Below are 899 nucleotides of genomic sequence, written 5' to 3'. Positions count from 1 at the left end.
CTCGGCGTCAAGCTCGACTCCGGCTCCGGCCGTGGCGGCACCGGCCTCCTGCCACGCTCGGCCTCCGGTGAACCGGCGGATGACTACGGCACGGCCGGCCTGACGGCGAAGGCCAAGCTGTCCGCCACCACGCTGCACGTGGGCACGCTGCAACCGGTTATCCCGGTGCTGATGCGCAACGACAGCCGCCTGTTGCCGAACATCTATCGCGGCGCCTGGCTGCAGAGCAAGGACGTCGCAGGCCTCACGCTGGATCTCGGCATGCTGGATCGCACCAGCTACCGCGACTCTTCCAATTACGAAGAGATGACGGTGTTCAATGGCGGGCTGCGCAACATTACCTTTGGCAGCAATACGACGAGCGACGAGTTCCGCTTCGCCGGTGGGCGCTACGACTGGTCGCCACAATTGGCCACCAGCTACTACTACGGTGGGCTGGACGGCATCTACGACCAGCACAACCTCAGCCTGGTCCATGTGCTGCCCATCGGCGAGTCGCAGAGCTTCAAGACCGACCTGCGCTATGTGCGCTCCACCGACGATGGCGGCAGCAACGTCGACAACGACGCCTTCGGCGCGCTGTTCACCTACAAGCATGGCGGTCACGCCTTCACCGGCGGTTATCAGCACATGAGCGGCGATACCGGTTTCGCCTACGTCGCCGGTGGCGATAACGCGTTGATCAACCTGTTGCAGATCAACGATTTCGGTAACCAGGACGAGCGTTCCTGGCAGGTCCGTTATGACTACGACTTCGCCGCCATGGGCATTCCCGGGCTGAGCCTGATGACCCGCTACGTCTCCGGCGATAACGTCGACCGCGGCGCCGGCGCCAGCGAAGGCAAGACCTGGGAGCGCAACACCGACATCGCCTACGTCATCCAGAGCGGCCCGCTGAA

At 64.0% G+C, this 899-nt stretch carries 1 protein-coding gene; it reads left to right on the top strand.

All coding sequences use genetic code 11. The features are described 5' to 3' along the window. Positions 1-899 (top strand): OprD family outer membrane porin (locus IEG05_RS23110; protein ID WP_191122782.1); only part of this gene is annotated, 899 nt, incomplete at both ends.

The organism is Stutzerimonas kunmingensis (assembly GCF_014764705.1).
Taxonomy (GTDB): domain Bacteria; phylum Pseudomonadota; class Gammaproteobacteria; order Pseudomonadales; family Pseudomonadaceae; genus Stutzerimonas.
Note: the sequence above shows the minus strand (reverse complement) of the source record. Positions and strands in the feature narration are given on the sequence as shown.